The sequence below is a fragment of the Streptomyces sp. NPDC059785 genome, assembly GCF_042732375.1.
In the GTDB taxonomy this organism is placed as follows: Bacteria; Actinomycetota; Actinomycetes; order Streptomycetales; family Streptomycetaceae; genus Streptomyces.
In genome coordinates this window covers 56995-83328 of the sequence record NZ_JBHWHV010000016.1, presented here as the reverse complement: position 1 = coordinate 83328, position 26334 = coordinate 56995, and the positions used below count along the sequence as shown (strand labels likewise).

The following is a 26334-nucleotide window of genomic DNA, read 5'->3' as shown; positions in this document are numbered from 1 at the left end:
ACGGGCAAAGGACCTGGTCAGCCGCCCGAGTGGGACTTCTCCATGGCTTCCCTGAAGCGGGTGTACCCCGCCAGTTCGTGGCCGTCCTCCGTGGTCTTGCGGTTCCGGCCGGCCCAACTGCCCCACAGCCCCGCACCGACCCCGGTCACCAGCGGAATCAGCAACCAGGCGAGCGACGCCATACCGACCTCCCGACCCCAACAGCACCGCAACTGACTGATCAGCAGATTAACCATCCGCCGAATCAACGCTCACGCCAGGGGTCGGGTTACGCAACCGGACGACCCGGGGGGCGGTGTGGAGTTCGGACCGGCGCGTTGTCGCCGGTGGGAGCCGGTCGCGGCGGCGTCCGCGCCGGGCGGTCAGCAGGCGCCGACCCACTCCTCCGTACCGTTGGAGAACCTCTGGTGCTTCCAGATCGGCACCTCGCGCTTGAGGTCGTCGATCAGCCTGCGGCACGCCTCGAATGCCTCGCCGCGGTGCGGGCAGGACACGGCGACGACGACCGCCAGGTCACCGACGGTCAGTTCACCCACACGGTGGACGGCGGCCAGTGCCCGTACGGGGAAGTCCGCGACCACCTTCTCGGCGATCCGCCGCATCTCGGCCTCGGCGCTGGGGTGGCACGAGTAGCCGAGCCCGTCGACGTCGGCGCCCCCGTCGTGATTGCGCACGGTGCCCACGAAGAAGGCGGTGCCGCCTGCGGCGTCGTCCCCCACGGCCCGGAAGACCTCGTCCACGGAGAGCGGTGTCTCCCGGACGGCGAGCAGCCTGATCGGATCCTGCGCGCCCTGCTCACCGGGGTGGTCGTTGGTAGGTGCCATGGCTCCATCGTGCCGTACCCCGCCGACAGGGCGGAACAGCGTCATCACCCGGCACGCGCGCGTAGGCGTTCGGAGCTTTCCACAGGAGGGCGTCCGCGAGGGCTGTCGCAGGCGTGCGCCTGCCGTGAAGCGTCCTGCCGGAGGGACACCCGGCCGCCGGTCCCCAAGTCCCCGGTTGCGGGTTGCGGGTCGTGGGTTGCGGGTCTCGGACCGCCCGTCCTCAGATCCGCCGCCGTGCCTTGCGGGCCCTGCGGACCAGGGCCGCCGTACCGAGCAGGGCGACCGTCGCGCCCGCGGCCCCGGCCGCCGTCGCGTCCTTGCGCCCGAGCCGACGCCCGGCCACCGTGTGCCGGCCGGAGACCTCCTCCAGCAGCTCGGCGAGGACCTCCTCGTTCGTCCACCGGGGACGCCAGCCCGCGGCGTGCAGCCGGCTCCCGCTGACGACCCACGGGTACATCGTGTACGCCAGGTCACCGGCGGGCGAGGGGGTGAGGCCGATGCGGTGCAGCCGGGCGGCCGCCCCGAGCGCCACCGCGGACGGCAGTTCCATCCGCCGGATCCCGCTGAGCTCCTCGACCTCCTCCTGCTCCAGCCAGCCGTCGCACCCGACGGCCAGCTCGCCGTCGACCTTCTCCAGGACGGCGTACTCCAGGGCGCTGCACAGGTCCTCGACGTGGCAGAACTGCCAGGCGGGCCGGGACCCGGCCACCACCAGCAGGCGCGGCGACTCGAAGTACCGGGTCAGCGCCGTGTCGGTGCCGCCGACCAGTACCGCGGGGCGTACGACGGTGACGTTGAGGCCCGGGTGAGCGCGCGGCGCGCGCCGGGCGAGCCGCTCGATCTCCAGGAGGTCGCCGACGCCCGTGGCCTCGGCGGTCGCCCGCAGCTCGGCGTCCTCCGAGAGCGGCAGCTCGTTGTCGTCGAGCGCTCCGTAGACCATCGACGAGGTGCACAGCACCACACGGTGCACACCGGCCGCGGCGGCCGCCGTGAGCACGGTCTGCGTCCCCCGGACGTTGTACGCGGAGCGGGCCGCCGGATCGGTCTCCAGGTCCAGGTCGAGGGCCAGGTGCACCACCACGTCGGCGCCGCGCAGCTTCTCGGCGATGGCCGGGTCGCGCACGTCCAGGATGTGCCACTGCGCGCCCTCGCACTCGCCGCGGCGCTCGTCGATGGCGACGACCTGCTTGATCTCCTCGCTGGCGGCCAGCCGCTCGGCGAGCAGCGCGCCCACGCCGGACGCGGCGCCGGTGACGGCGACGACGGGGCCGCGCCTGGGCGGGCTGTTTGCGGGGTTTCGCGCTGCGCGAACCTGCGGATCTGGGGAACTCACCGGGCGTCTCCAGCGGTTGTCTTCAGTAACGGACGCGCGTGACGCGTGCGAACCAGGTGGCATCCATCCTGCCGCAGGCCAGGTATCGGCGAAGCACCGAGGCCCGATCGGCCCGCGGTGTCTACGCTGGGTGGTGTTGTCGGGCAAGCCGCCGTCGGAGAGAACCGGCGGCCTTATCAGCCGAGGAATCCCGTGAGTGACACCCCATTCGGATTCGGCCTTCCGCCGGAGGAGCCGGAGAACGGCGACGAGGGCAAGAAGAAGGACCAGGAGAGCGGCGGTGGTCAGGGACCGGCCAACCCGTTCGGTTTCGGGTTCCCCGGAGCCGGCGGCCCCGGCGCCGACAACCCGCTCGCCGCGATGTTCGGTTCCCTGAACCCCAACGATCTGGGCGCGGCCTTCCAGCAGCTCGGCCAGATGCTCTCGTACGAGGGCGGGCCTGTGAACTGGGACATGGCCAAGCAGATCGCCCGCCAGACGGTCTCCCAGGGCGCCCCTGACGGCAGCAAGGACGCCAGTGTGGGCGCCGCGCAGCGCTCCGCGGTCCAGGAGGCCGTCCGCCTCGCCGACCTGTGGCTGGACGACGCGACGTCCCTGCCGTCCGGTGCCGGTTCCGCCGTGGCCTGGAGCCGCGCGGAGTGGGTCGAGGCGACCCTGCCGGTCTGGAAGGAGCTGGTCGACCCGGTCGCCGAGCGTGTCGGCGCGGCCATGGGCGACGTCCTGCCGGAGGAGATGCAGGCCATGGCGGGCCCGCTGATCGGCATGATGCGCTCCATGGGCGGCGCCATGTTCGGCACGCAGATCGGGCAGGCCGTGGGCGTGCTCGCGGGCGAGGTCGTCGGCTCGACGGACGTCGGCCTGCCGCTCGGCCCGGCCGGCAAGGCGGCCCTGCTCCCGCAGAACATCGAGGCGTTCGGCAAGGACCTGAGCGTCCCCCAGGAGGAGGTCCGGCTCTACCTGGCCCTGCGCGAGGCCGCCCACCAGCGGCTCTTCGCGCACGTGCCGTGGCTGCGCTCGCACCTGTTCGGCGCGGTCGAGGGCTACGCGCGCGGGATCAAGGTCGACACCGCCAAGCTGGAGGACGTGGTCGGGCAGTTCGACCCGCAGAATCCGGAGCAGTTGCAGGACGCCCTCCAGCAGGGCATGTTCCAGCCGGAGGACACCCCGGAGCAGAAGGCCGCCCTGGCCCGCCTGGAGACGGCGCTGGCGCTCGTCGAGGGCTGGGTCGACGCGGTGGTGCACACGGCCGCCAAGCCCCGCCTCTCGTCCGCCGACGCGCTGCGGGAGACGCTGCGCCGCCGCCGGGCCACGGGCGGTCCGGCCGAGCAGACGTTCGCCACGCTGATCGGCCTGGAGCTGCGTCCGCGCCGGCTGCGGGACGCCTCCCGGCTGTGGGCCTCCCTCACGGACGCGCGCGGTGTCGACGGACGCGACGGCCTGTGGGCCCACCCGGACATGCTGCCGACCTCGTCCGACCTGGACGACCCGGACGGTTTCGTGCACCGCGAGCAGCTCGACTTCTCCGAGCTGGACAAGATGCTCGGCGAGGCGGCCGACGGCTCCGGCCCGAAGCAGAGCCTGACGAAGGACGATGCCGAGTCCGAGCCCGACGAGAAGAAGGACGACAAGGACGGCAAGGGCGGCAAGGGCGAGAGCAAGGGCGACGGCACCGAGTGACCCTCCATGACGACGCGGTCCTCGTGCTCAAGGGCTACGAGGACCAGCCGGAGCTGCGTCAGGCGTATCTTGACCATCTCTCGGCGCACCCGGACGGTCTGTGGAAGTCCTGCACCGCGGGGCACCTCACGGCGAGCGCCCTGGTGATCGATCCCGAGCGGGGCCGGGTGCTGCTCACGCTCCACCGGAAGCTGCGCATGTGGCTGCAGATGGGCGGCCACTGCGAGCCGGGGGACGCCACGCTGGCGGCCGCGGCCCTGCGCGAGGCCACGGAGGAGTCGGGCATCGCGGACCTGACCCTGCTGCCCGGCGGGCCCGTCCGGCTCGACCGGCACGCCATCCCGTCGCCGTGCAACTGGCACCTGGACGTCCAGTACGCGGTCCTGGCGGTGCCCGGCGCCGTGCAGACGATCAGCGACGAGTCGCTGGACCTGCGCTGGTTCCCGTACGACGAGGTCGCGGACGTGGCCGACGAGTCGGTGGTCCGCCTCATGGAAGCGACGCGGGCGCGGCTCTGAGCCGCAGCGGTCCTGAGGTGGACGGGTAAGGGGCGGTCGCCCTGGCGACCGCCCCTTACTCATGGCCCCTGGGACCTCGTCCGCTAGCTCCAGACGTTGCCCTGGTTCTGCCCGCGGGCGCCCTGCTGGCCCATGCCGTACTGGGCGCGCAGCCCCTGGCCGACGACGGCGTTCTGCGGGGGCAGCAGCTCGCTGGGCTGCACCAGGATGTACCCCTGGCCCATGAAGCTGAGCTCCCAGCCCTCACCGGTGCTGCCGCGACGCCGCCACACGCCGGAGGAGTGCGTCTGGGCCTGCATCTGCACCCGCAGCGAGGTGGACCAGGCCACGATCGCGTCGGCGTCGCAGTTGACGTACTTGTCCGGGGTGACCTGCATCATCAGGGGCATCCCCGACGTCATCAGGGCCACCTTGCCCCGGCCCGTGATGTTGAGCTGGTACTTGCCGGAGCCGGAGATGCCGTACTGGCTGTCCACCGCGATGACCTCGTGGTGCAGCGAGGAGTCCATCGCCAGCACGTAGCTGCTGTCGACGGTGAGGCCGTCCTGCTCGACGTCCACCACGTGCACGTGCTGGGCGAGGTTGGCGAAGTAGACCGTGCCCTGCCCGTGGCAGCGCATCAGGCTCAGGCCCTCGCCGGTGTGCGCCCGCGCGCGGCGCTGGCCGTTGTTCTCGTACTCGGCGTCGAACTCGACCAGTCCCTGGTAGGCGACCATCGTGCCCTTGCGGGCGAGGACGTCGTCGTGGCCCTCCAGGGTGACGCGCAGCATCTGCGAGTTCTGCAGGCTGTAGCGCTCCTGGGTCTGCTGTTCGTTGTAGCCGAAAAGCGGGCTCTGCATGGTGTCCTGCTCCCCCTCAGCCCCGGATCCGGAGGCGGTCGGTGCTGTCCTCACTGGGCTGGACGACGACGATCCCCTGCCCGGAGAACGCCATCTGGTACGCCTCTCCGCTGCCCCGCCCGATCAGCGACTGCGCCTTGAAGCTGCGCTTGCCCTTCACCTTCAGGTTCGGGGACCAGGCGACCAGGGCGTCCGGGTCGACGTACGTCTCGTCCTCGCCGCCGCCGCAGTCGACGACGATCGGCTTGCCCCGGGAGGTCAGGGCCACCCAGCCCTGCCCGGAGATCTTGGTGTTCCACAGCCCCTGGCCGGCGAACTTGGCGAGGCCCTTGACGCGCTCGACGCCCCAGGTGAGGTGCGCGTCGAAGGCCAGCAGGTTGGTGGCGTTGACCGAGATCGCGTCCCCGTTGAGGTTGATGACGACGACGTTCGCCCCGTAGTCGGCGAGGTAGAGCAGACCGTCGCCGGTGCACTTCATCAGGGGGGCGCCTTCACCGGTCATCCAGTCGCGCGCGATCTGGCGCACGGCCGGCGGATTGGGCTCGTACTGGACGAACCCCTCGTAGGCGACCATCGATCCCACGCGCGCGAAGAGGTCGTTCCCGGTCTGCATGGCGACCTTGAGCATGTGGTTGCCGTGGTTCTCCATGCGGGCGGAGACGGGTGCCGGGGCGAAGCCCGCGAATGGCTGGTTCATGACGGGCTCCCTCAGACCTCGTACGGCTGGACGACGATGAAATTGCCGGGCGCGCCGCGGAACTGGAGGTTCACGCTCTCGCCGGTGTCGCCCGGGTAGGCGTTGCGGCGCATCCTGACCTGGCTGGAGACGATCACCTGGGAGGCCGCGGACCAGGCCACCACCGCGTTGCAGTCGGCGAACGTGGTGGGCGTGACCGGCAGCACCACGGGCGCGCCGTGGGTCTTCACGACGATCGTGCCGGTCCCCTGGAACTGCATCGTGAAGAGGGCGCCCCCGGGGATGCCGTGTCCCTCGATCCTGCGCACCTCGTACTGGAGCGTCTCGTCGAAGGCCAGCACGTTCTCCGCGGACACACAGATCGCGTCGCCCTGGAGTTCGATGGGGTGCAGCATCGTCGCGTCCTCGGCGAGGAAGACCTGTCCCCGGCCGGTACAGCGCATGAGCTGCATCTCCTGGCCGGTCGCGTTGCCCACGATGCGGCCGGCGAAGCCGGCGCCCTTGTAACTGAAGTCGACCTTGCCCTGGTAGAGCACCATGCTGCCCTGGCGGGCCAGCACGGGCTGGTCGCCGCCGACGCCGAGGTCGACCCGGATCAGCTTCTTGTTCTGCTGCGTCCAGCGCTGCCCGGTGGGCGTCTCCTTGAACGCCTGGAGCGCGGCGCTCACTCCTGCACCGCCCTGCGGGGCACCCTGAGGGACGCCGTACCCGCCCGGCGCTCCTGGCTGGCCGGGCACCTGGCCGTAGGGCGGCTGCTGACCGTAGCCGGGAGGGGCGGGCGGCTGGCCGTAACCGGGGGGCGCCGGAGGCGTCTGGCCGTAGCCGGGCGGCATCGGCGCGCTCGGCGCGGGCGGCTGCTGGCCGTAGCCGGGGGGCGGTCCGGGCTGGCCGGGCGGCTGCGCGTACGGCGCGGGGCCGGGCGGCGGTACGGTGCCGGCGCCGGGCTGGCCGAGGGGCGCGACGATGGTCGGGGCGGCGTGCACCGAGGGCGCGGGCGCCGGTGCGGGCGCGGGCGGCGGTGTTCCTCCCGCGGGCGGCGCGAAGCCCTGCGGCTGGGCCGGGGCGACGGGAGGCTGCTGCTGAGCGGGGGCCGCCGGGGCCCCGAACGACGGGGGCTGGGTGCTCTGGGCGGGCGGCGCGAACCCGGGAGCCGCGCCGGCCTGCGGCTGCTGCGGGGCCGCGGGCTCCTCCTCGGCGACCTCGCCGCCGAAGTTCTTCAGCAGCGCGTCGAGGCCGCCGTCGAAGCCCTGGCCGACGGCGGCGAACCGCCAGACGTCCTTGAGGTAGAAGTCGCCCAGCATCACCGCGCGTTCGGTGGAGAACTCCGCGCCGTTGAAGGAGTACCGGGCCACCTCTTCGCCGCCCGCGACGACGCGCAGGTAACCGGGAGCGATCTGCGACATCTGCCCGGCGCCGTCGACCGTCGCCGTGAACGCAAGCTTCTGGATCTGCGGCGGGATCCGGTCCAGGGTGACGCGGAAGGACTCCGTGTCACCCGCCTGCGCACCGAGGAGCTGAATCGCTTCCTCGGGCGTCTTCGGCTGGTTGAAGAAGACGAAGTAACGGTCGTCCGACAGGCGCTCGTCGGCGTCCAGTCCGAAGCAGCTGATGTCGAAGCTCAGTCCGGGGCCGGTGATCTGCACGCCTACGTACAGATCGGTGCCCGCGGTGAGGTCACTGATCTTGGCCTTGTGGCCGCGTTGGAATTCCCTGGCCATGCGTAACGACCGTCCCCCATCCCGAATGCGAGTGCGTCGCGCCAGGCTAACGGCAAACTCCGGGACCATACGAAGCCGGTACAGACCCGGTACACAATCCCTGCCTCCGCGTTCGGGCGGGGCTGTCCAGCCGGGTCACTCCTCGCGCGCGGCGGGCCGGTGCGGCAGCCGGTCGGCGGCGACCACGCCCTCGAGATAGCCGCGGGCGCGCTCCGTGCGCGGATACGCCTCCAGGAGCTGCCAGAAACGGGGACCGTGCCCCGGGACGAGCAGGTGCGCGAGTTCGTGCACCAGGACGTAGTCGACGACGTACTCCGGCATGCCCTGCAACCGGTGGGACAGCCGGATGCTGCCCTCGGACGGGGTGCAGGAGCCCCAGCGGGTGTTCTGGTTGGTGACCCAGCGGACCGACGTGGGCCGGGCCCGGCCGTCGAAGTACAGCGCCGAGAGCCGGGCGGCGCGCTCGGTGAGTTCGCCGTCGCCGAGCTTCCGCTTGCTCTCCTGGGCGGCCAGTTTGTCGAGCATGACGGTCACCCAGCGCTGCTCCTCCGCCTCGGACATCCGGGCGGGGATCAACACGACGGTGCGATCGCCCTCGCGGTACGCGGAGACCGTCCTGCGTCGGCGGGTGCTCCTGCGGACCTCGATCGCGCTCGCCCCCGAGCCGCTTGGCGGCTGGCTCGTCGTGCTGCGCTGTGGCTTTCCGGCGCGGTGCAGTGGGTCGGCGGGCACGCCCCGACCGTACCGGTTGCGCAGGGCGGAAGTCCCGCCCCCGGGACGGTTCGGTGCGGAACCGCACTCCGTGCGCTGGATTTGTACGACGAACAGTGCGACCTGTGGACAACTTTCGGCACTCCGTGAGCGCGGCGGGCATGCTGGCATGCGTCGGTGGCACGCATCACGGCCCACCGGCACACGGGGAGACACGGAAGTTACGGGGGCCGGCATGCATCCGATGGTGAAGCCCGCGCTGCGGCGCGGCTGGCGGGATCCGGGCACCGTGCAGTTCGGGATGGCACCGGCGCACGCAATGGTCCTGGGCCCGCTGGACACGGCGACGGGGTATTTCCTGACGCTGCTCGACGGGACCCGCGGCCTGCCGCTGCTGCGGGACGAGGGACGCCGGATGGGACTGCCGGACGGTCATGTGGACGGCCTGGTGAAGCGGCTGGCCGGAGCGGGGCTGCTGGACGACGCGACGGGCGGAGGTGCCGCGGCCGATGCCCTGCGCGCACGCAAGGCGGTCCTCGACCGGCTCAGGCCGGACCTCGCGTCCCTGTCCGTGATCACCACGGAGCCGGGTGAGGGGATCGAGCGCCTGGCAGCCCGCGGCGGGTTGCGCGTGCAGGTCCGTGGCGCGGGACGGGTGGGTGTCGTCCTCGCCTCCCTGCTGGCGGGCGCGGGCGTGGGCGAGGTGGAGGTGCGCGACGGCGGCTGCGTCGAGCCGTGGGACGTCGCTCCGGGCGGGCTGCCCGCCGACTCCATCGGCGAGCGCCGGGCCGAGGCCGCGCGGCGGGCGGTCCGGCGGGCCGCTCCGGAGCGCCCGCGACGCCGCCGTGCCGGACCGGCGGACGGATCGGCGGGACGGCCCTCCACGGCCGACGGGCGTGCGCCGGTGGACCGGGCGCCGGGCCTCGCCCCGGAACGCGGCTGGTCCCTGGTGGTCCTGGCGCCCAGGGACGGTCTCGCCGTCCACGCTCCCGACCCGGCCGCCGCCGAGGACCTTCTCGCCTCCGGGACCCCGCATCTGTACGCGGGCGTGGTCGAGGCCACAGGTGTGGTCGGCCCGCTGGTGCTGCCCGGCGGGACCGGATGCGCGGGCTGTCTCGACCGGGGGCGCGCCGACCGGGACGAGACCTGGCCGCGGCTGATCGCCCAGTGGCGGTCCGGTGGTGCCCGGCCGCCGCAGCCTTGTGACCTGGCGCTGTCCGCGGCCGTCGCCGGACTGGCCGCCGGACACGCGCTGACGTTCCTGGACGGCGGATCGCCGTCCAGCGCGGGAGCCCGCTGCGAAGCCTCCCTGCCGGGCCTGAACTGGCATGCCCGCCAGATCTGCGCCCACCCCGCATGCCCGTGCGGCGCGGCGGAGAGAGGTAAGGCAGAACACACCTCTAAGAACAGGGAGCCGCACGAGACAATGGCGGAGCAACAGCCGCCCACCGAGCACCGCAGCACGGCACGAGCGGCGCGGCTGTCTGGGACCTGGAGGGCGCATGTCTGATCTTCCCCGGAAGGCGGTCACCCGGACCGCCAAGCTCGCCGCGCTCCCGCTCGGCTTCGCCGGGCGGGCGACGTGGGGACTCGGCAAACGCATCGGCGGGAAGTCGGCGGAGATCGTGGGCCGCGAGCTGCAACAGCGCACGGCGGAGCAGTTGTTCAAGGTGCTCGGCGAGCTCAAGGGCGGCGCGATGAAGTTCGGGCAGGCCTTGTCCGTCTTCGAGTCGGCGCTGCCCGAGGAGGTCGCCGGGCCGTACCGCGCGGCCCTGACGAAGCTCCAGGAAGCCGCGCCCCCGATGCCGACCCGTACGGTGCACTCCGTGCTGGCCGAGCGGCTGGGCGAGGACTGGCCGGAGCTGTTCCTGGAGTTCGAGGACAAGCCGTCGGCGGCGGCCTCGATCGGACAGGTGCACCGGGCGGTGTGGCACGACGGGCGCGCGGTCGCGGTCAAGGTGCAGTATCCCGGCGCGGGTGAGGCCCTGCTGTCGGATCTCAGTCAGCTCAGCCGTTTCGCCCGTCTCCTCGGCCCGCTGATTCCCGGCATGGACATCAAGCCGCTGATCACCGAGTTGCGGGACCGCGTGTCCGAGGAGCTCGACTACGGCCTGGAGGCGCAGGCCCAGTCGGCGCACGCCGAGGAGTTCGCGGCGGACCCGGACGTGGTGGTTCCGGCCGTCGTCCACCAGAGCGAGCAGGTCCTGGTGACGGAGTGGATCGACGGGATTCCGCTCTCGGAGGTGATCGCCGACGGTACTGCGGAGCAGCGCGACCGCGCCGGGCAGTTGCTGGCCCGCTTCCTGTTCTCGGGTCCGGCCCGCACCGGCTCGCTGCACGCCGATCCGCACCCGGGCAACTTCCGGCTGCTGCCCGACGAGGACGAGGGCTGGCGGCTGGGCGTCCTGGACTTCGGCACGGTCGACCGGCTGCCGGGAGGACTGCCCCCGACCATCGGCCATTCCCTGCGTCTGACCCTCGAAGGAGAGGCGGACGCTGTCTACGGCCTTCTCTGCGAGGAGGGCTTCGTCAAGGAGTCGATAGAACTCGACCCCGACGCGGTCCTGGACTATCTGCTGCCGATCATCGAGCCGGCCCAGGCCGACGAGTTCACCTTCACCCGCGGCTGGATGCGCAGTCAGGCGGCGCGCATCGCCGACCCCCGCTCCCCCGCCCACCAGCTCGGCCGCCGGCTGAACCTGCCGCCGTCCTACCTGCTGATCCACCGAGTCACGCTCAGCACCATAGGAGTCCTGTGCCAACTGGGCGCGACGGTGCGGCTGCGGGACGAACTGGAGGAGTGGCTGCCGGGCTTCGTCGCCTCCGGGGAGGACGCGCCGCAGGAACTGCCGGAGGCGGAAGAGGAAGCGGACGAGGAGGAGCCGGCCGTGGAGGCCTGACGCCGGGCTCCCGCTACCACCAGGCCGAGTCGAGCCGGCCTTCGATCGATCGGAGATGCGCCCTTGAGCAGTCGTCGCAGAAGTAGCGGCGGGTGCCGTTCTCCACGGAGCAGGTCCAGGTCAGCGGAGGCTCTTCGGCCGAGGCGCCGCAGCGGGCGCACGTCACGCGCGGGGCGTCCGCCGTATCGGGCCGCCGCGCGGAGTCGCCGGTGTCACTGTCCCCGGGAGAACTCGTCACCCGGCGACGATACCGCCGGGCCGAGTGGCCCGGCGGACACAACGCACCACGGGGGCCGGTCCGTTCGGACCGGCCCCCGTGGTGGGCGGGCGTCCCGTGCGGACGCCCGGTGTGGCTCACTGCATGACGGCCGTGGCCAGTGCCCGGCGAGCGCGCAGCGAGGCGCGCTCGGCCCGGCGCTGCATCCGCCGGGCGGCCGCCAGGCGGCGGGCCTGGCGGTCACGCTCGGCGTCCCGCAGCAGGTCGTGCATATGCGCACGAGCCAGGGCTTCTGGGATGAGTTGCATCTCTCGGGTCCTGTTCTGACGCGAGTCGTTCGCGCCGGTGCTCGTGAAGTCTGGGGTCGCGGAGCCTGCGGGCTCGTTGGTGGACGGCTTCATCGGGGCCTGCTTCTTGGGGTCGTTCGTCAGGGGGCGGTCGATCGTTCCTACGGTGTTCATGCCGTGACCGGGTTCTTGCGCGGACGGCCACGAGGCCGCTTGCGGGCCACGACGACACCCTGGACGAAGAGCTCGCCACCCCAGACGCCCCAGGGCTCACGCCGCTCCTTCGCCCCCGCGAGGCAGGCCTCGATCAGCGGGCAGGTGCGGCAGAGGGACTTGGCGTACTCGACGTCCGCCGGCGACTCGGCGAAGAAGACCTCCGGGTCGTAGGACCGGCAGGGGACGGGCACGCCGAGGTTCTCGATGGCGTCGTCGAGCGCGGTGAGCGCGGTGAGCGGGATCAAGGTGGAGTCCTCCGTGAGGCCGGGCGGGGGGATCGTTTCGGAAGGCGGTACGGACGGGGCGTGCGCTTCGAGTTGCACGGTTTGCTTTCCTCGTCTGGTCGTGCCGGCCGGTTGGCCGGTTGGCGGCTGGTACCGGGTCTTTTCTTGTCCCGAGGCCCCTTCGCTCTGCCGCCCCCGGTCGGGGACAAACAGAAGGGCCGCGGATCCCGGGTGGGGTTCCGCGGCCCTGAAGGCGCCGGCCTGATCGCCGATCAGGCTGGATCACTCCAGGGTTCAGGCCCACGGAAGGCCCACATCGTGTGGTGCTGCGTCATCTGCTTGCGGGATCCGGCACCGGCTGCCGCAAAGGCATAGGCCTGCGCCTTTGCCGCTACTGCTTCCAGTGCCTGGGTCGGTCGCTCATTGCGCTCACGGACAGGGAGATCCGAGAGAGACACAGGGGAGGCCGGCCGGACGGCGGAAATGCCGGACAGACCGGTGCCCAGGGTCGAGACGCCGAGCAGGCACGTGGAGACGACCGAGCGATCGGTCATTTTGACGGTGCTGATGGAGCTGCTGTTGATGCTGATCACTGGAATCGCCTCCTCTCGGCGTCTTGGGGGACCGGGGCGAACCGGTCCGACGGATATTAAGTACAGCACGGAACCTCGGCCTCGGAGAAGGCCGCCGCTTCCGTGCTAAGAACCTATGGGGATTGCTGGGGCATGCGCAAACTATTTTTTCGACGAGTTTGAATCAGTCCTCCTGCTGGTCTACGTCGACCTCCTGGCCTGCGCAAATGGCCAGTACGTGGGCCCCGTACCGCTTGAACTTGCGCACGCCGACGCCGGGGATCCGGGCGAGCTCCCCCTCGTCCTCGGGCACGGTCTCGGCGATCGCCATCAGCGTCTTGTCGGTGAAGACGCAGAAGGCGGGCTGCCCGCTGCGCTGCGCCTGCACCGCCCGCCACTCCCGCAGCCGCTCGTACAGCCCCTCGTCCATGTCGGAGGGGCAGTCCTCGCAGCGCATCAGCTTCATCTCACCGGCGTCCGTGAGACTGCGGCCGCAGACCCGGCACCGGGCCGGGGTCCGCGCCCGGCGGCGCACGGCGCTGCCTCCGCTGCTCCCGGCACCGCGCTCGATCCCGCCCGCGCCCCCGGCGCCGGTGCGGCCCGCGGTGGCGACCGAGCCGGGGCGCAGGCCGTCGAGGAAGCGGCTGGGGCGGCGGTTGAGCCGGCCGCCGGGCGAACGGGACAGCGCCCAGGAGACGGAGAGGTGCTCTCTGGCGCGGGTGACGCCGACGTAGAGCAGGCGGCGTTCCTCCTCGATCTGGTCGTCCGTCTTTGCGTAGGTGATCGGCATCATGCCCTCGGCGACGCCGACCAGGAAGACGACGTCCCACTCGAGTCCCTTGGCCGAGTGCAGGGAGGCGAGGGTGACGCCCTGGACGGTCGGCGCGTGCTGGGCGCCGGCACGCTCGTCCAGCTCCGCCACCAGGTCGCTCAGGGTGGCGCCGGGTCTGGCGGCGGCGAAGTCCTGTGCGAGGTGGACAAGAGCGGCCAGTGACTCCCAGCGTTCTCTGACCGCGCCGGAACCAGCGGGCGGCTCGCTGGTCCAGCCCTCTCCGGACAGCACCGCGCGGACCTGTGAGGGCAGGTCGACGGCGTCGTCCAGGAGGGAGTCGTTGCCTCCGAAGCGGGCCGCGCCGCGCAGGGCCACGCCGGCTTTGCGCACTTCGGGGCGGTCGAAGAACCGCTCGGCACCACGGAGCTGGTAGGGCACACCGGCGTCCGCGAGGGCCTGCTCGTATATCTCGGACTGCGCGTTCGTACGGAAGAGGACGGCGATCTCGGCCGCCGGGACGCCCGAGGCGATGAGGTCGCGGAGGCGGCGGGCGGCACCCTCCGCCTCGGCGGGCTCGTCCGTGTACTCCGCATAAACGGGCTCGGGTCCCGGCTCGCGCTGGGAAATCAGCTCCAGCCGGTGGTCGGCGGCCCGGCCGCGGGCCTGGGACAGCAGACCGTTGGCCAGATGGACCACCTGGGGCGTGGAGCGGTAGTCCCGGACGAGCTTGACGACCGTGGCCCCGGGGTGGCGGGTGCGGAAGTCGAGGAGGTGGTCGGGGGTTGCACCGGTGAACGAGTAGATCGTCTGGCTGGCGTCACCGACGACGCACAGGCTGTCGCGGTCGCCCAGCCACAGCTCAAGGAGGCGCTGCTGGAGGGGGCTGACGTCCTGGTACTCGTCGACCACGAAGTGCTGGTACTGGGAGCGGACCTGCTCGGCGATGTCGTGCCGGTCCTGGAGGATGCCGACGGTGAGCAGCAGGACGTCCTCGAAGTCGATCACCGCCCGGTTCCGCTTGAGGTCCTCGTAGACCGCGTAGAGCTGAGCGATCTCGGCCGGGTCGCGGGGGGCCTCACGGCCGGCCTTGGCGGCCGCGGCCGCGTAGTCACCGGGGACGGTCTGGGTGACCTTGGACCACTCGATCTCGCCGGTCACGTCCCGCAGCTCGCCCCGGTCGAGACGGATCCGGCAGGCGGCTGCCGCGTCCGCGACGAGCTGGATCTTACGGTCGACGATCCGGGGCAGTCCGCCGCCGACCGCTTTCGGCCAGAAGTACTGGAGCTGGCGCAGGGCGGCCGAGTGGAACGTACGGGCCTGGACGCCGGAGGCGCCGAGCTGGCGGAGCCGGCCGCGCATCTCTCCCGCGGCCCGGTTGGTGAACGTGACCGCCAGCACGCTGGTGGGAGGGAGGATCCCGGCGCGCACTCCGTAGGCGATGCGGTGGGTGATCGCCCGCGTCTTGCCCGTGCCGGCTCCGGCCAGCACGCACACCGGACCGTGCAGGGCGGTCGCGACCTCGCGCTGCTCGGGGTCGAGCCCGTCGAGCACCGCGTCGGCCGAGTCCGGTGCCGGTGGGAAGAGAGTGGAGTGCGTTGCTGCTGTCACATCTGCCATGCTGCCAGGTCGCCGGAGACGGACGAGCGGGTTGTCCACAGGGAGGCTCTCGCAGTCGTACTAATGCGGCAGGCGTCACGGGTGCGGGAGGCACGGGCGCGGTGGGGCACGGGCGCGGGGAAGCACGGTCGCGGTGGGACACGGGCGCGGTGGGGCACGGGCGCGGGGAAGCACGGTCGCGGTGGGACACGGGCGCGGGAGGGCACGGGCGCGAGAGGGAATGGCCGTCACACCGTCCGCGTTCCACTGTCAGCGACCGCGTATCCAGCGCACCACACCAACGAAGGAGCACAGCAGACATGCCGGGCACTGTGACGATGTACAGCACCACGTGGTGCGGCTACTGCCGTCGGCTGAAGAGCCAGATGGACCGCGAAGGCATCGCGTACGACGAGATCAACATCGAGCAGGACCCGGCGTCCGCGGCCTTCGTCGAGAAGGCGAACGGCGGGAACCAGACGGTCCCGACCCTGCAGATCGTGCCCGCCGACGGCGGCCCCGAGGTCGTCATGACGAACCCGAGCCTCGCCCAGGTGAAGCAGGCGCTCGGCGCCTGACGAGGCGGACGCTCGGCGTCCGGCCCCTGTGCACGACCCCCGACCGGTCCGGTGACCGATCGGGGGTCTGCGCGTTTCCGGCCCCCGTCGGCCGGGGCACGGTGCGGGCGGTCAGAGCGCCGAGCCGCCTGGCCGGGGCAACGGCTTGCCGTACCAGAGCTCGATCAGGCGGGCCGCGATCGAGATGCCGTACGGGGGCAGCACCTCGCCGGACTCGAAGGCGCTGCGCAGGTCCTCGCGGGAGAACCAGCGTGCCTCGGAGATCTCCTCGCCGTCGACGTTGATCTCCGAGGAGGTCGCCCGCGCCATGAAACCGAGCATCAGGCTGGACGGGAACGGCCACGGCTGGCTGGCGACGTACTCGACCTCGCCGACCGTGACGCCCGCCTCCTCGAAGACCTCGCGGCGCACCGACTGCTCGATGGACTCGCCGGGCTCGACGAAGCCGGCCAGGGTCGAGAAGCGGCCCTCGGGCCAGTGCACCTGGCGGCCGAGCAGGATGCGGTCCTCGTCGTCCGTCACCGCCATGATCACGGCCGGGTCGGTGCGCGGGTAGTGCTCGGCGCCGCAGGCCGGGCAGCGGCGGATGTGGCCGGCGGCGGCGATGACCGTCCGCTCCCCGCAGCGGGAGCAGAACCGGTGCAGGCGCTGCCAGTTCTCCAGGGCGACGGCGTGCACCATCAGGCCCGCGTCACGGGGCGACAGCAGCAGGCCCGCCTCGCGCAGCCCTGCCGGGCGCGCGGACTGGTCCATGCGCCCCGGGAGGGCGTCCTTCTGGAGTGCGAAATAGCTCACACCGTCGTCGGTGCCCAGGAAGTAGCGGTGCGCCTCGGTGAGCGGGGCCTCGAAGGACGGAGTCATGACGAGTTCGGTGGTGCCGTCCGCCGTCTCGTCGATGAGGACCTGGCCGCCGGAGACCACGAAGACGCGGGTCGTGGGGTGGCTCCACGCCGCCGCGAGCCAGGCCTCGTCGAGCCGGTGGTGGGCGGCCCGGTCGATGCCGCTCGGGGCGGTGAGCGAGATGGGACGGTCGGCGGTGTGGTCGGTCCAGGTGGTCACGGGTGCTTCCAACTCCCCCGGTGTGCAGCGGTTGGTTCGGCGGGCGGTTCAGCAGGGTGTGCGGCGGGACGGGTGTGCGGGTCGCTCCTCGGCGCGTGGCCGGACTTCTTCAGTGTGCCTCGCCCCAGTTCGCGGCCAGGTCGCCCCACAGGTAGGCGGTGGTTTCGACGCCCTTCATGAGGAGGTCGAGTTCGATCTTCTCGTTGGGTGCGTGCCAGCCGTCGGACGGGACGGAGATGCCCAGGAAGAGCACGGGCGCTCCCAGCACCTCCTGGAGGTCCGCGGCGGGTCCCGAGCCGCCCTCGCGCGTGTAGCGCACCGGCTGCTCGAAGGCCCTGCTCATGGCGCGTACGACGGACTGGAGGGCGGGGTGGTCAAGGGGGGTCAGGCACGGCCTGGTGGCCGCGCCGAAGGTGATCTCGTACCGGATGCCCTCGGGGAGCTGTCCGGCGGCCCAGTCGCGGACGGCCTTCTCGATGTGGTCCGGGTCCTGGCCCGCGACCAGCCGGAAGGAGAGTTTGACCAGGGCCGAGGCCGGAACGATCGTCTTGCTGCCGGGGCCCTGGTGGCCGCCGCCGATGCCGTTGACCTCGGCGGTCGGCCGGGCCCAGATGCGCTCCAGGGTGGTGTGACCGGCTTCACCGCAGGTCGCGTGCGACTTGGCGGTGCGCAGCCAGCGTTGCTCGTCGAAGGGCAGCTCGGCGAAGAGTTCGCGCTCGCGCTCGGTGAGTTCGCTCACTCCGTCGTAGAAGCCTGGTACGGCCACGCGCGCGTGGTCGTCGTGCAGGGCCGCGACCAGGCGGGCCGCCGCGGTGGCGGGGTTCGGCACGGCCCCGCCGAAGGAGCCCGAGTGGATGTCCTGGTCGGGTCCGAAGAGCTCGATCTCGCACTCGGCGAGCCCGCGCATCCCCGTGCAGACGGTCGGGGTGTCCTCGGACCACATGCCGGTGTCGGAGACGATCACCGCGTCGGCGGCGAGCCGGTCCGCGTGCCGCTCGACGAGGGCCCGGAAGTGCGGCGAGCCGGACTCCTCCTCGCCCTCGACGAGCAGCTTCAGGTGGACGGCGGGGGCGTTGCGCCCCGTCGCGGCGAGGTGGGCGCGGACGCCGAGTGTGTGGAAGAACACCTGGCCCTTGTCGTCGGCGGCCCCACGCGCGTGGAGCCGGTTCCCGCGGATCACGGGCTCGAAGGGGTCGGTGTCCCAGCCGTCCTCGCGGGCGGCCGGCTGCACGTCGTGGTGGCCGTAGATGAGGATCGTGGGCGCCCGGGGGTCGTCGCAGGGCCACTCGGCGAAGACGGCGGGTGCGCCCGGGGTCTCCCAGACTTCGCTGGTCGGGAAGCCGGTCTCCGTCAGTTTCGCGGTGAGCCAGTCCGCACTGCGCCGTACGTCCGCGGTGTGCGCGGGCTGGGCCGACACCGAGGGGATCCGCAGCCACTCCGCGAGGTCGTCGAGGAAGGCGGTGCGGTGTTCGCCGATGTAGGTGCGGACGGCGCTGTCCGGGGTCTCGCTCATGGTCACGAGCCTATCGGCCCGCGCCGGCATGCTCGTCCGGCGGCTCCTCGGGAGGCTGCTCCGGCGGCTGCCCCAGCAGCAGCCGTTCCAGCTCGGAGCGGCCCGGCAGGGGTCCCGGCCGGGCGGTCTCGCCGCTGCGGACGTACAGGAACGTGGCCTTGACGGACTCCAGGGGCACGCCCTGCTGCTCGGCCCATGCGAGCCGGTACACCGCGAGCTGGAGGGGGTCGGCGCTGCGGGTCCTGCTGGTCTTCCAGTCGACGATCTCGTACGTCGTGGCGTCGCCCTCGCCCTCCCGGTACACGGCGTCGATCCGGCCCCGTACGACGCGGCCCGCGATGGAGAGCTGGAAGGGGGTCTCGACGCGGTAGGGCGTGCGGTGGGCGTAGGGGGTGCGTTCGAAGGCCTCCTTGAGGGCTTCGAGATCACGTTCGTCGGCGATCTCCGCCTCGCTGCCGGGCAGCTCCTCCGGTTCCAGCAGGGGCAGCCGCAGGGCTTCGAAGCGGGACTCGATCCAGGCGTGGAAGCGGGTGCCGCGGCGGGCGGCGGGCTGGGGCGGGCGGGGCATGGGCCTGGCCAGTTCCCGGGCGAAGCCGTCCGGGTCGGCGGCCAGGCGCAGCAGCTCCGTGGCGGTGAGCGACGCGGGCAGGGGGACGTCGGTCACGCGCGCGCGGGCGCTCAGGAGCTCTCCGGTGAGGGCGTCCAGGTCACGGTCCCAGGAGGCGATGGTGCGGGCTTCCTCCGGGGTGAGGGGGGCACTCGCGGGGCCGGGGTCCTCCGGGTGGCGGCGGGCGTGCGGGACGGCCGGCCGGGGCGGCTCGTCGTGCGGCGGGTCCGGCTCCGGGTGCCGCGGGGTGAGCGGCACGCGCGCGTGGGATGCCGGTGCGGTGGGTGCCGGGTGGGCCGGCCGGGCCGTCGTCCAGGAGTCCCAGTCGTCGGTGGCGTCTTCCGGGATGCCGCCGTGACCGCCCTCGTCGTAGGGAGGCTCGCTGTGGGGAGGTTCGTCGTCGTCCGGGGGCGGTGGCCACTCCGGGTCGTCGGACGAGCCGAGGTCGTGGACGGCGCCACCCGGGAGGGCGCCTTCCGGAAGGGCACCTCCCTGGAGGACGTCGTCCGGGGCGGCTCCCGGGTGGGTGCGGTCGTGGGAGGCGACCCGCTCCAGGTGGGCGAGGACGGTCTCGGCCGCGGCGCGGCGGCGGGCGAGGGCCGTGTCGTCCAGCGGGAGCGGCCAGGCGTGGTCGGCGGCGGCCTCCAGCAGGGCCGGGTTCTCCTCGTCCTCCGCCGGTTCGTCCGCCCAGACCTCGGTCTCGCCGAACCCGGCCGCGCAGTGCTCCTGAAGGGCGTGCAGGAAGTCCGAGGGGCCGCGCGTCCGCTTCTGGGAGGGGCCCCACCAGTGGCCCGAGCCGAGCAGCAGGGAGCGGGGGCGGGTGAACGTGACGTATCCGAGGCGCAGTTCCTCGGTGTGCTGGTGGTCCTTCATGGCCTCGTGGAAGGCCTTCATGCCCCGGGAGTCCCAGACGTCGATGTCCGGCAGCGTGTCGGCGTCGCCACGCAGTTCGTGCGGCAGGACCTTGCCCTGGGCGGTCCACTTCTCTCGGCCCTGGCTGCTGGGGAAGGTTCCGGTGACCAGACCCGGGACGGCGACGACGTCCCACTCCAGTCCCTTGGACTTGTGCGCGGTGAGCACCTTGACGGTGTTCTCGCCGCCGGGCAGGGCGTTGTCGAGGCCCTTCTCGTACTGGGCGGCCGTCCGCAGGAAGCCGAGGAAGGCGAGCAGCGTCGCCTCCCCGTCGCCCGCGGCGAACGACGCAGCGACATCGAGGAAGTTGGACAGGGTCTCGCGGCGGCGGGCGGCCAGCGCGTGCGGAGACGCGGAGAGCTCGACCTCCAGGCCCGTGACGGCGAGCACGCGGTGCAGGACGTCCATCAGCGGATCGGCCAGCGAGCGGCGCAGGTCGCGCAGTTCGGCGGCGAGCCGCGCGAAACGCACCCGGGCGTCCGGCGAGAACGGCAGTCCGTCGTCCTGGGCCTCGGACCCCAGGGGCATCTCCAGGAAGGTGTCCAGGGCGTCCGCGAGCGATATCACCTCGGCCGGGTCGACCCCCTCGACGGCCGCGGCGAGCCGGCGCTGCGGGTCGTCGTCGGCGTCCACGCGCGTGTGGGACACCAGAAGACGGGCGCGCCTGCCCAGGAGTGCGAGATCACGTGCGCCGATCCGCCAGCGCGGGCCGGTGAGCAGACGTACGAGGGAGGCGTTGGCGCCGGGGTCCTGGAGGACCTCGCAGACGGCGACCAGGTCCGCCACCTCGGGCAGGTGCAGCAGTCCGGAGAGGCCCACCACCTCGACCGGGACGTCCCGGGCGACGAGCGCTCCCTGGATCTGCGCGAAGTCCGTCGCCGTACGGCACAGCACGGCGATCTCCCCGGGTGCCTTGCCGGTGCGCACCAGGTGGGCGATGGAGTCGGCGAGCCAGTCCATCTCCTCGGCGTGGGTGCGCAGCAGCGCGCAGCGGACCAGGCCGTCGCGCTCCGCCCCGGGTGCCGGGCGGAGGGCCTCCACGCCCGCGTGCAGCGCGCGCAGGGGCTCCGCGAGTCCGTTGGCCAGGTCCAGGAGGCGTCCGCCGCTGCGCCGGTTCTCACTGAGCGCCTGGCGGGTCGCGGGGCGGCCGTCGGCGTGTGCGAAGTGCTCGGGGAAGTCGTCGAGGTTGGCGACCGAGGCGCCGCGCCAGCCGTAGATCGCCTGGCAGGGGTCGCCGACGGCGGTCACGGGATGGCCGGTGCCCCCGCCGAACAGTCCGGCGAGCAGGACGCGCTGGGCCACCGACGTGTCCTGGTACTCGTCGAGCAGCACCACGCGGAACTCATCCCGCAGGATGGCGCCGACCTCCGGACGGGTGCGGGCCAGGGTGGCCGAGAGGGCGATCTGATCGCCGAAGTCGAGGAGGTCGCGCTCGCGCTTGGCCGCGCGGTAGCGGCCCACCAGCTCGGCCAGCTCGCGGCGGGCCGCGGCCGCCTCGGGGACCTTGCGCAGCTCGGCGTTGCTGAGTCTGGCGCCCTCCAGGGCCCGCAGCAGCCCGGCGTCGTACGCCCGCAGATCCTCGGGGCGTACGAGGTGTTCGGCCAGCTCCGCGTCGAGCGTCAGGAGGTCGCTGACCAGGTCGGCGAAGGAGCGGGTCAGCGCGGGGTAGGGACCCGGGGCCTCCCGGAGCACTCGCGCGGCAAGCTGGTAGCGGGTGGCGTCGGCCAGCAGCCGCGCCGTCGGTTCGAGCCCGATGCGCAGCCCGTGGTCGGTGAGCAGCCGCCCGGCGAAGGCGTGGTACGTGGAGATGACCGGTTCGCCCGGCGGGTTGTCGGGGTCGATCACGTCCGGGTCGGTGACGCCCGCCTTGATCAGTGCCTTGCGGACGCGCTCGGCCAGTTCGCCCGCCGCCTTGTTGGTGAACGTCAGGCCCAGCACCTGCTCCGGGGCCACCTGGCCGGTCCCGACGAGCCACACCACCCGGGCCGCCATCACCGTGGTCTTGCCCGACCCGGCTCCGGCCACGATCACCTGCGGGGCGGGCGGTGCGGTGATGCAGGCCGTCTGCTCCGGGGTGAACGGGATCCCCAGGAGCTCCTTGAGCTGCTCGGGGTCGGTGATACGGGCGGACACCTCAGGAAGGCTAGCGGCGCCCACTGACAGCGGAGACCGCATCGGCGGCCGGGCCGGAAGAAACGCAGGTCAGCACGTGTGGTGCCGTACGTCACTCGATGACCTGGCGCCCCTCGGGGCGAGCGCTGCACGACGCCCGGAACGCGCAGTGCGTGCAGTGCTGGCCCGTGGTCGGCGTGAACCGTTCGTCGAGGACCTTGCCCGCGGCCGTGGCGAGGAGGTCGCCGACCCACTCCCCGGAAAGGGGCTCCTGGGCCTGCACCTTCGGCAGGGCCTCGCCGCCGTTCTTCTTGGCGGCGCCCTGCCGCAGCTGGACGAGTTCCGCACCGCCGGGCTCGGGGCGTACGCCGTCGAAGGCGTCGTCGACGGCGCCCTCGCCGACGGCCAGCTGGTACACGGCGAGCTGCGGGTGGCGGGCCACGTCGGCGGCGCTCGGCGCCTGTTTGCCGGTCTTGAAGTCGACGACGTAGGCACGGCCCTGGGAGTCCGCCTCGACGCGGTCCATGGAGCCGCGGATGCGCACCTCGTAGGAGCCCGCTTCGAGGGTGACGTCGAAGTCGTGCTCGCTGGCCACCGGGGTGCGGCCGGCGCGGTCCATGACGTGCCACCGGAGGAAGCGTTCGAGCGCCACGCGCGCGTGCTCCTTCTCCTGCGCCGACTTCCAGGGTGCGTCGAAGGCCAGCGCGTTCCACACCGAGTCGAGCCGCTCCATGAGGACGGCGAGGTCGGCCGGGGTGTGTCCGGAGGCGACCTCGTCGGCGAGCACGTGCACCACGTTGCCGAAGCCCTGGGCGGCCGTCGCGGGGGCGTCCGCCTTGACCTCGCGGCCCAGGAACCACTGGAGGGCGCAGGTGTTGGCGAGCTGGTCCAGGGCGCTGCCGGAGAGCACCACCGGCTGGTCACGGTCGCGCAGCGGGACCTTGCTCTCGGTCGGCTCGTACATGCCCCACCAGCGGTACGGGTGCGCGGAAGGCACCAGGGGGCGGCCCTCCTCGTCGCCGAGCGCCGCGAGTGCGGCCAGACGGCGGGCGGCGGCCTCCCTGAGGGTGTCCGAGACGCGCGGGTCGACGGTGGTGGCCCGCAGCTCGGCGACGAGGGCCGCGACCGACAGGGGACGGCGCGGGCGGCCTGTCACGTCCTTCGGTTCGACGCCGAGCTCGGTGAGGAAGCGGGAGGGCTGGTCGCCGTTGTCGGCGGGGGCCTTCACGGCGGTGACGACGAGGCGTTCGCGCGCGCGCGTGGCGGCCACGTAGAACAGCCGGCGCTCCTCGGCGAGGAGGGCTCCCGGGGTGAGCGGTTCGGCGAGTCCGTCGCGGCCGATGCGGTCCGCCTCCAGCAGGGAGCCGCGGCGGCGCAGGTCGGGCCAGAGCCCCTCCTGGACACCCGCGACGACGACGAGGCGCCACTCGAGGCCCTTGGAGCGGTGCGCGGTCATCAGGCGTACGGCGTCAGGGCGCACGGCGCGGCGGGTCAGGGTGTCCGCCGCAATGTCCTGGGCCTCGATCTCCCCCAGGAAGTTGAGTGCGCCACGGCCGCCGGTGCGCTCCTCCGCGCGGGCCGCGGTCGCGAAGAGGGCGCACACGGCGTCAAGGTCGCGGTCCGCGTTGCGCCCGGCCGCGCCGCCGCGCCGGGCGGACCTCTCCAGGCGCTGCGGCCACGGGGTGCCCTCCCAGAGGTCCCAGAGGGCCTCCTCTGCGGTGCCGCCGCCCGCGAGGCGTTCGCGGGCCTTGCGGAGCAGTGTGCCGAGGCGCTGGGCTCCCCGTGCGTACGCCGGGTCGTGCGCGACCAGCCGCTCCGGTTCGGCCAGTGCCCGTGCCAGCAGCTCGTCCGAGGGCGGCGGCACGTGGTTGCCCCCGGCCCGCTCCTCCTCGCGCAGGGCGCGGCCGAGCCGCCGCAGGTCGGCGGCGTCCATGCCGGCGAGGGGGGAGGCCAGCAGGGTGAGCGCGGTCTCGGTGTCGAGCCAGGACGTCTGCCGCGCGGGGGCGGTGGCGGACGCGTCGGCCGTGTTCGCGGGCACGCCCCCGTCGGCATCGGTACCTGAGGGCGGGTCCCCGTCGGCATCGGTACCTGAGGACGGGTCCCCGTCGGCGTCGGCATCACTTTCTGCGGACACTGCCGCATCGGTGTCGGCTTCTGTGGGCACAGCCACGTCGGCATCGGCTTCTGTCGGCGCGGCCGCACCGGCGTCCCGGTCGGCGCCGGACGGCTCCCCCTGGTGAGGCGTTTCGCCCTCGGGTGCCGTCCCCGACTCCGCCGCCGCGACCGCTCGCAGGGCCGTGAGGAGCGGAGCCACCGCCGGTTCGTGGCGCAGGGCCAGGTCGTCGCCGTCGATGTCCAGGGGGACCCCGGCAGCTGTGAGGGCGCGGCGGACGCCCGGGATGGTGCGGGAACCCGCGCGCACGAGGACGGCCATCTCGCCCCAGGGGACGCCGTCCTCCAGATGGGCCCGACGGAGGATGTCCGCGATGTTGTCCAGCTCCGTGCCCGGCGTCGGGTACGTGAAGACCTCCACGCGGCCGCCGTCCCGCACCGGCGCGAGCTCACGGTGAGCGCGCACCTTCTCCGCCGGGAGGCGGGTCAGGGGCATGCGCTGGGTGAGCAGCCGGGTGGCGGCCAACAGGGCGGCGCCCGAGCGGCGGGACGTCCGCAGCACCTCGACCGGCGCCGGACGGCCGTCGCCGCGCGGGAAGGCGTACGGGAAGTCCAGGATGCCGTTCACGTCGGCGCCCCGGAACGCGTAGATCGACTGGTCGGGGTCGCCGAAGGCCACCAGGGACCGGCCACCGCCCGCGAGGGCCTGGAGCAGCCGTACCTGCGCGGGGTCGGTGTCCTGGTACTCGTCGACGTAGACGGCGTCGTACTGGGCGGCCAGCCACTCGGCGACGTCCGGCCGGCCGGCGAGCAGCACCGCGCGGTGGACGAGTTCGGCGTAGTCGAGCACTCCCTGCATGTCGAGGACGTCCAGGTACTCGGCGAGGAAGGCGGCCGCCGCGCGCCAGTCCGGGCGGCCGATGCGGGCCGCGAAGGCGTCCAGGGAGCCGGGGCCGAGGCCCAGCTCCCGGGTGCGGGCGAGCACCGCGCGGACCTCGTCCGCGAAGCCGCGTGTGGTCAGACAGGCGCGCAGCTCGTCCGGCCAGCGCACGTGCGCGAGGCCGAGCCGCTCCAGGCCGGGCTGGCCGGCGAGCAGCTCGCGCACCGCCACGTCCTGCTCGGGACCGGACAGCAGCCGCAGGGGTTCGGCGAACAGATCGCTGTCCTGGTGGGCACGGACCAGGGCGTAGCAGAACGAGTGGAAGGTGGTCGCCCGGGGAGCGCGGGCGGCGCCCGTACGCAGGGCCATCCGGTCGCGCAGCTCCACAGCGGCCTTGCGGCTGAAGGTGAGCACCAGGATCCGCCGGGGGTCGCCGCCCCGGGCGATCCGGGCCGCGACGGACTCGACGAGCGTGGTCGTCTTGCCCGTGCCGGGGCCGGCGAGGACGAGCAGCGGGCCGCGGCCGTGGTCAACCACCGAGCGCTGTGCCGCGTCCAGACGAGGGGGGTCCTGCCGGACCGGCGGGGTCCGCACCAGTCGGTAGGCGCCACGGGTCCCCTGTCGCACCTGGGGGTGCGACAGGCGCCTGGTGGAAGAAGAGGAGCTCACGTGGTTCGCCGGTCCTGGTGGTTGTGCGATCTGTCACTGTCGGCGCGGAGCACCGTCGTCGGAGGGTGGCGGTCGGGCGACGGGTGGGACGGCCGCCGCGTACGGAGGGCGGGGGCCGCGGGGTGAGGGGGACGCGCGTCGCCGACGCTACGCCGGTGAGTCCTGTGGAAGCAGGGCTTCCCCTTCTTCCCCTGTGCCTCGTGCGTTCCCCCCTGATCGAACGTACGGCATGCCGCGGGCGTGCCCCGGATCCCCCGTACGGACGAACGGTTCCTCCTTCGTCCGTCCGATGCCGGAAGCTGTCAGTTGTGACCCTCCGCGCGCTCAGCCCCGTCCCATCGCGCCCGTCTCATGTCGATGCGCGGGAGACGGCCCTCGGACGCCCTCCCTGCCTCCCTCAGCGGGGTGCCCTCCGTCCGGTAGTGGCCCAGCGCGTCCAGTTCGTGCCCCGGGAGCAGCGCTCCGTCCGCGCGCACGACGCGCCACCACGGGACCACTCCCCCGTAGAGGGCCATCACGCGGCCCACCTGGCGCGGCCCGCCCTCCTGCAGCCACTCGGCGATGTCCCCGTAGGTCATGACGCGTCCGGGCGGGATCAGCTCGGCGACGTCGAGGACCCGCTCCGCGTACTCCGGCAGGGCATCCGCCGGAAGGCTCTGCTCGCTCATCCGTCCCATCCTGCCGCACTCCACCGACAGTGCGGGGCGGCGGCCATGCCCGTCCCTCGCCCCGGGGCCGCGCGTGGGGCAGACTGTGCGCCCGCCGTAATGCACCCTCATGCCCCCGTCTGC

The 26334-nt window shown here is 72.9% G+C and carries 22 protein-coding genes; 5 read left to right on the top strand and 17 right to left on the bottom strand.

Going from position 1 to position 26334, the window contains the following annotated elements; genetic code table 11:
• Positions 1-17 precede the first annotated feature (17 nt).
• The 3 genes from ACFV6E_RS15155 to ACFV6E_RS15145 all read right to left on the bottom strand — a co-directional run bounded on the left by ACFV6E_RS15155 (position 18) and on the right by ACFV6E_RS15145 (position 2157).
• Complete coding sequence (locus ACFV6E_RS15155) at positions 18-182, bottom strand: hypothetical protein (protein ID WP_385174382.1); 165 nt, start codon at positions 180-182, stop codon at positions 18-20.
• 180 nt (positions 183-362) lie between these two features.
• Positions 363-824: a molybdenum cofactor biosynthesis protein MoaE gene (locus ACFV6E_RS15150; protein ID WP_385461909.1), complete on the bottom strand. Its 462-nt coding sequence runs from the start codon at positions 822-824 to the stop codon at positions 363-365.
• A 220-nt stretch (positions 825-1044) separates the two neighbouring features.
• A complete protein-coding gene (locus ACFV6E_RS15145; protein WP_385174387.1) occupies positions 1045-2157 on the bottom strand; it encodes an SDR family oxidoreductase in 1113 nt (370 codons plus the stop codon).
• A gap of 192 nt (positions 2158-2349) precedes the next feature.
• Here ACFV6E_RS15145 and ACFV6E_RS15140 point away from each other — a divergent pair, with 192 nt between their 5' ends.
• Together ACFV6E_RS15140 and ACFV6E_RS15135 are read left to right on the top strand one after the other, a co-directional pair.
• On the top strand, positions 2350-3834 hold the full coding sequence (locus ACFV6E_RS15140) for a zinc-dependent metalloprotease (RefSeq protein WP_385174390.1): 1485 nt from the start codon (positions 2350-2352) through the stop codon (positions 3832-3834).
• Positions 3831-4352 carry an NUDIX hydrolase gene (locus ACFV6E_RS15135; RefSeq protein WP_385461906.1) on the top strand — a complete coding sequence of 174 codons (522 nt, stop codon included), beginning with the start codon at positions 3831-3833 and terminating at the stop codon, positions 4350-4352. The genes ACFV6E_RS15140 and ACFV6E_RS15135 overlap by 4 nt, the downstream gene beginning before the upstream one ends.
• 83 nt (positions 4353-4435) lie before the next feature.
• Here ACFV6E_RS15135 and ACFV6E_RS15130 read toward each other — a convergent pair whose 3' ends face one another.
• The 4 genes from ACFV6E_RS15130 to ACFV6E_RS15115 all read right to left on the bottom strand — a co-directional run bounded on the left by ACFV6E_RS15130 (position 4436) and on the right by ACFV6E_RS15115 (position 8338).
• Positions 4436-5191, bottom strand: a complete 756-nt coding sequence (locus ACFV6E_RS15130; protein ID WP_385174395.1) for an AIM24 family protein — start codon at positions 5189-5191, stop codon at positions 4436-4438.
• Between the two features lie 16 nt (positions 5192-5207).
• On the bottom strand, positions 5208-5888 hold the full coding sequence (locus tag ACFV6E_RS15125; RefSeq protein ID WP_385174398.1) for an AIM24 family protein: 681 nt from the start codon (positions 5886-5888) through the stop codon (positions 5208-5210).
• A gap of 11 nt (positions 5889-5899) precedes the next feature.
• Positions 5900-7606, bottom strand: a complete 1707-nt coding sequence (locus ACFV6E_RS15120; RefSeq protein ID WP_385461903.1) for a TerD family protein — start codon at positions 7604-7606, stop codon at positions 5900-5902.
• Positions 7607-7741: 135 nt separating this feature from the next.
• Positions 7742-8338: a M48 family metallopeptidase gene (locus ACFV6E_RS15115; protein WP_385461900.1), complete on the bottom strand. Its 597-nt coding sequence runs from the start codon at positions 8336-8338 to the stop codon at positions 7742-7744.
• Positions 8339-8552: 214 nt separating this feature from the next.
• Between ACFV6E_RS15115 and ACFV6E_RS15110 the strand changes: the two genes are divergently transcribed.
• Complete coding sequence (locus ACFV6E_RS15110) at positions 8553-9827, top strand: TOMM precursor leader peptide-binding protein (protein ID WP_385174407.1); 1275 nt, start codon at positions 8553-8555, stop codon at positions 9825-9827.
• Complete coding sequence (locus tag ACFV6E_RS15105; RefSeq protein WP_385174409.1) at positions 9820-11217, top strand: ABC1 kinase family protein; 1398 nt, start codon at positions 9820-9822, stop codon at positions 11215-11217. The genes ACFV6E_RS15110 and ACFV6E_RS15105 overlap by 8 nt, the downstream gene beginning before the upstream one ends.
• A 13-nt stretch (positions 11218-11230) precedes the next feature.
• Here the strand turns inward: ACFV6E_RS15105 and ACFV6E_RS15100 are convergent, their stop codons facing one another.
• From ACFV6E_RS15100 to ACFV6E_RS15080, 5 genes are all read right to left on the bottom strand, one after another.
• Complete coding sequence (locus ACFV6E_RS15100; protein ID WP_385174412.1) at positions 11231-11455, bottom strand: hypothetical protein; 225 nt, start codon at positions 11453-11455, stop codon at positions 11231-11233.
• Positions 11456-11571: 116 nt separating this feature from the next.
• Entirely contained in the window at positions 11572-11895 is a 324-nt protein-coding gene (locus ACFV6E_RS15095; RefSeq protein ID WP_385171004.1) for a hypothetical protein, read from the bottom strand.
• Positions 11892-12260, bottom strand: coding sequence for a WhiB family transcriptional regulator (locus tag ACFV6E_RS15090; RefSeq protein WP_010984500.1), 369 nt, complete (start codon positions 12258-12260; stop codon positions 11892-11894). Before ACFV6E_RS15090 ends, ACFV6E_RS15095 begins: the two co-directional genes overlap by 4 nt.
• Before the next feature lie 173 nt (positions 12261-12433).
• Positions 12434-12754, bottom strand: coding sequence for a hypothetical protein (locus tag ACFV6E_RS15085; RefSeq protein ID WP_385171007.1), 321 nt, complete (start codon positions 12752-12754; stop codon positions 12434-12436).
• A 163-nt stretch (positions 12755-12917) separates the two neighbouring features.
• Positions 12918-15122 carry an ATP-dependent DNA helicase UvrD2 gene (locus ACFV6E_RS15080; RefSeq protein WP_385461897.1) on the bottom strand — a complete coding sequence of 735 codons (2205 nt, stop codon included), beginning with the start codon at positions 15120-15122 and terminating at the stop codon, positions 12918-12920.
• Between the two features lie 299 nt (positions 15123-15421).
• Between ACFV6E_RS15080 and ACFV6E_RS15075 the strand changes: the two genes are divergently transcribed.
• Positions 15422-15679 (top strand): glutaredoxin domain-containing protein, encoded by a 258-nt coding sequence (locus ACFV6E_RS15075; RefSeq protein WP_385171013.1) that lies wholly within the window; start codon positions 15422-15424, stop codon positions 15677-15679.
• 111 nt (positions 15680-15790) lie between these two features.
• On the opposite strand, the gene nudC is transcribed toward ACFV6E_RS15075, so the two are convergent.
• The 5 genes from nudC to ACFV6E_RS15050 all read right to left on the bottom strand — a co-directional run bounded on the left by nudC (position 15791) and on the right by ACFV6E_RS15050 (position 26211).
• Entirely contained in the window at positions 15791-16738 is a 948-nt protein-coding gene (gene nudC / locus ACFV6E_RS15070) for an NAD(+) diphosphatase (RefSeq protein WP_385461894.1), read from the bottom strand.
• A 109-nt stretch (positions 16739-16847) separates the two neighbouring features.
• Positions 16848-18251: a dipeptidase gene (locus tag ACFV6E_RS15065; RefSeq protein ID WP_385461891.1), complete on the bottom strand. Its 1404-nt coding sequence runs from the start codon at positions 18249-18251 to the stop codon at positions 16848-16850.
• A 10-nt stretch (positions 18252-18261) separates the two neighbouring features.
• Positions 18262-21903, bottom strand: a complete 3642-nt coding sequence (locus ACFV6E_RS15060) for a UvrD-helicase domain-containing protein (protein WP_385461888.1) — start codon at positions 21901-21903, stop codon at positions 18262-18264.
• Between the two features lie 91 nt (positions 21904-21994).
• Positions 21995-25543, bottom strand: a complete 3549-nt coding sequence (locus tag ACFV6E_RS15055; protein ID WP_385461886.1) for a UvrD-helicase domain-containing protein — start codon at positions 25541-25543, stop codon at positions 21995-21997.
• Between the two features lie 302 nt (positions 25544-25845).
• Positions 25846-26211 carry an MGMT family protein gene (locus ACFV6E_RS15050; RefSeq protein WP_385171026.1) on the bottom strand — a complete coding sequence of 122 codons (366 nt, stop codon included), beginning with the start codon at positions 26209-26211 and terminating at the stop codon, positions 25846-25848.
• Positions 26212-26334 lie beyond the last annotated feature (123 nt).